This is a genomic window from Streptomyces beigongshangae (assembly GCF_019710745.1).
Lineage (GTDB): Bacteria > Actinomycetota > Actinomycetes > Streptomycetales > Streptomycetaceae > Streptomyces > Streptomyces beigongshangae.
On the sequence record NZ_JAHKJW010000144.1, the window covers coordinates 1 to 3678 of the forward strand.

The 3678-nt window shown below is 75.7% G+C and carries 1 protein-coding gene; it reads left to right on the plus strand.

What is annotated here, in order from left to right:
- The coding region (locus KM933_RS38440) for a type I polyketide synthase (RefSeq protein ID WP_221362200.1) at positions 1 to 3678 on the plus strand (3678 nt) is incomplete at both ends.

The following is a 3678-nucleotide window of genomic DNA, read 5'->3' on the forward strand; positions in this document are numbered from 1 at the left end:
ACACCGCCCACGACCTCCCCACCTACCCCTTCCAACACCAGCACTACTGGCTCAGAAGCGTCCCCTCCGCAGGTGCCGTGGCCGCCGCCGGGCTCACGGACGCCCGACACCCCCTGCTCGACGCCTGGGTCGAACTGCCCGACGAGGGCGGGGTGTTGTTCACCGCCCGGCTGTCGTCGAGCAGCCACCCCTGGCTGGCCGAACACACAGTGCACGGAGTCGCGGTGGTGCCCGGGGCGGCGTTCCTGGAGATGGCGGTACGCGCCGGGGACGAGGTCGGCTGCGGTGCCGTCGAGGAACTGCTGATCGAGACGCCGCTCGTGCTCGCGGAGGGCCCGGGCGTGCGGCTCCAGGTGGCCGTCGGCGCGGCGGACGGCTCCGGCCGGCACCGGCTGACCGTCCACTCCCGGCGGCAGGGTGCCCCCGGCTGGACCCGGCACGCCACCGGCACATTGGCCGGCCGTCCGGACGCCGTCCCCGGCATCGACCTGTCGGTGTGGCCGCCGGCCGGGGCGGTGCCCGTCGAGGTGGATCCGGCGGTGCCGGGGCTGCGTGCGGCATGGCGGCGTGGCGAGGAGGTGTTCGCCGAGGCCGAGGTGGACGAGGAGCAGCGGGACGCGGCCGAGCGGTTCGCGCTGCATCCCGCGCTGCTCGAAGCCGTGGGCCGTGCCGGCGGTGGCACCTCCGCGCTGTCCGTCGCCTACCGTGCCGTGTTTTTGGTAGCGGCCGGGGCCACCTCTCTGCGGGCGCGTATCGCTCCGGACGGCAGTGGCGGTACGGCGCTGGAACTCGCGGACGCCTCCGGCCGGGCGGTCGGCAGCTTCGGGTCGGTCGTCTCGCGTGAGGTCGACGCGGACGAGCTGGTGTCGGCGGCTGCCCAGGGGGGTGTGGACCCGCTGGACGCGTTGTTCCGCGTCGACTGGGTGCCCTTTGCCGTCGAGGCCGTGGCGGACCCGACGCGGCAACCGGTCACCGTCACCGACCTCGATGAGCTGTCGACGTCGGCCACCGGCAGTGATGTGCGCGTGGATCTGACGGACACCGCCCAGGGGTTGCGGGCGCTGACCTCGCGGGCGTTGGCGTGGGTGCAGGCGTGGCTTGCCCTGCCGGTGACGGACGCGCGGCTGGTCGTCGTCACGCGGGACGTCGGCGACCCGGTCACCGCGGCCGTCTGGGGGCTCGTCCGCTCGGCGCAGTCGGAGGCACCGGGGCGGCTGGTCCTGGCCGCCGTGGACGGGGACGCCGCCTCCGATGCGCTGCTGCCCGCCGCCGTCGCCACCGGTGAGCCGCAGTTCGCCCTCGCCGCCGGCCGGGCCACCGTACCGAGACTGGCGCGGGCGGCGGACGCCGGCGGCGTTCGACCGCTCGACCCCGACGACCCCGACGGCCCCGTCGACGCCGTGGAGCCGCTCGACCCCGACGGCACCGTTCTGATCACCGGTGGCACCGGCACCCTGGGCCGCCTGCTCGCCCGGCATCTCGTGGTCGAGCACGGCGTACGCCACCTGCTGTTGGTCAGCCGGCGCGGTGGTGCCGCCGACGGCGTGCCCGAGCTGGAGCGCGACCTCGGCGCGCTGGGCGCCACCGTGCGCACCGTCGCCTGCGACGTCACCGACCGTGCCGCGCTGGCCGGCCTGCTGGCGTCGATCCCCGGCGGGACACCGCTCACCGCGGTCGTCCACACCGCCGGTGTGCTGGACGACGGCGTGGTCACCGCCCTCACCCCGGAGCGGCTGGACGCAGTCCTGCGGCCCAAGGCGGACGCGGCGCTCCTGCTGGACGAGCTGACCCGGGACACCGGTCTCGCGGCGTTCGTGCTGTACTCCTCGGCCGCCGGTGTCCTCGGCAACCCCGGGCAGGCCAACTACGCCGCCTCCAACGCCTTCCTGGACGCGCTGGCCGCGCGGCGCAGGGCGGCGGGGCTGCCCGCCACCTCGCTCGCCTGGGGCCACTGGGCGGCCACCAGCGAGCTGACCGCCCACCTCACCGCCGCCGACCTGCGGCAGCACTCCCGGCGGTTCGGGATGGCGGCGCTGGACGAGGAGACCGGCCTCGCGCTGTTCGACGCCGGTCTGCGCAGCACCCTCCCGGCTCTGGTGGCGGCCCGGCTCGACCTCGGGCGGCTGCGTGCCGAGCCGGACGGCGGCCCGGTCGCGCCCCTGCTGCGCGAGCTGGTGCCGCCGGTCCGGCGCCGGGCCGCGGGCCGGGCGGCGGCCGGCGGGACGGACCTCGTACGACGGCTGGCGCCGCTGACGCCCGACGAGCGGCACGAGACGCTGCTCGGCCTGGTCAGGAACCGTGCCGCGCACGTCCTCGGGCACACGTCCGCCGACGCCGTCGCCGCCGGCCGGGCGTTCCGTGAGGCGGGCTTCGATTCGCTGACCTCCGTAGAACTGCGCAACCGGCTCGCCGCGGACACCGGGCTCCGGCTCCCCGCCACCCTGCTCTACGACCACCCGAGCCCGGATGTCCTCACCCGGCACCTGCTCACGGAACTCCTGGCGGAGGCCGACGCCTCCGCGGCGCCGTCCGCCATCCCGCACGGGACGCACGGGACGCACGGGACGCACGGGACGCACGGGACGCACGGGACGCACGGGACATCCGACGATCCCATCGCCATCGTCGCGATGAGCTGCCGCTTCCCCGGTGGTGTGGAGAGCCCGGAGGACTTCTGGCGGCTGATCAGCGAGGACGGTGACGCGGTCGGCGACTTCCCGGACGACCGCGGCTGGGACCTGTCCGCGCTCTACGACAGCGACCCCGACCACCCCGGCACGTCGTACGCCCGGCACGGTGCGTTCCTGGCGGACGCCGCCGGGTTCGACGCGGACTTCTTCGGCATCTCCCCGCGCGAGGCCCTGGCGATGGACCCGCAGCAGCGGCTCCTCCTGGAGACGTCGTGGGAGGTGTTCGAGCGGGCCGGCATCGACCCGACGACCCTGGCGGGCCGCGACATCGGGGTGTTCACCGGCATGAACACCCAGGACTACGCGCTGCGCCTGCGCCAGGTCTCCGAGGAGGTCGAGGGGCACCGCATCACCGGCATCTCCGCGGCTGTGCTGTCCGGCCGGGTGGCCTACACCCTCGGCCTCGAAGGGCCCGCGGTGACCATCGACACGGCGTGCTCGTCGTCGCTGGTGGCCCTGCACCTGGCGGCGCAGGCGCTGCGGGCGGGCGAGTGCTCGATGGCGCTGGCCGGCGGGGTCACGGTGATGGCCGCGCCGGACGCCTTCGTCGACTTCTCCCGGCAGCGGGGCCTGTCGGCCGACGGCCGCTGCAAGGCGTTCGCCGCGTCGGCGGACGGCACCGGCTGGGCCGAGGGCGTGGGCGTGCTGCTCGTGGAGCGGCTGTCGGACGCCCGGCGCAACGGTCACCGGGTGCTGGCCCTCGTCAGCGGCAGCGCGGTGAACCAGGACGGCGCGTCCAACGGCCTCACCGCTCCCAACGGCCCCTCCCAGCAGCGCGTCATCCGGCAGGCGCTGAGCAGCGCCGGGCTGACCGGTGCCGACGTGGACGTGGTCGAGGCGCACGGTACCGGCACGGCGCTGGGCGACCCCATCGAGGCGCAGGCCCTCCTCGCCACCTACGGTCGGGACCGGCCCGCGGACCGCCCGCTCTGGCTGGGCTCGGTGAAGTCCAACATCGGGCACGCGCAGGCCGCCGCGGGCGTCGCGG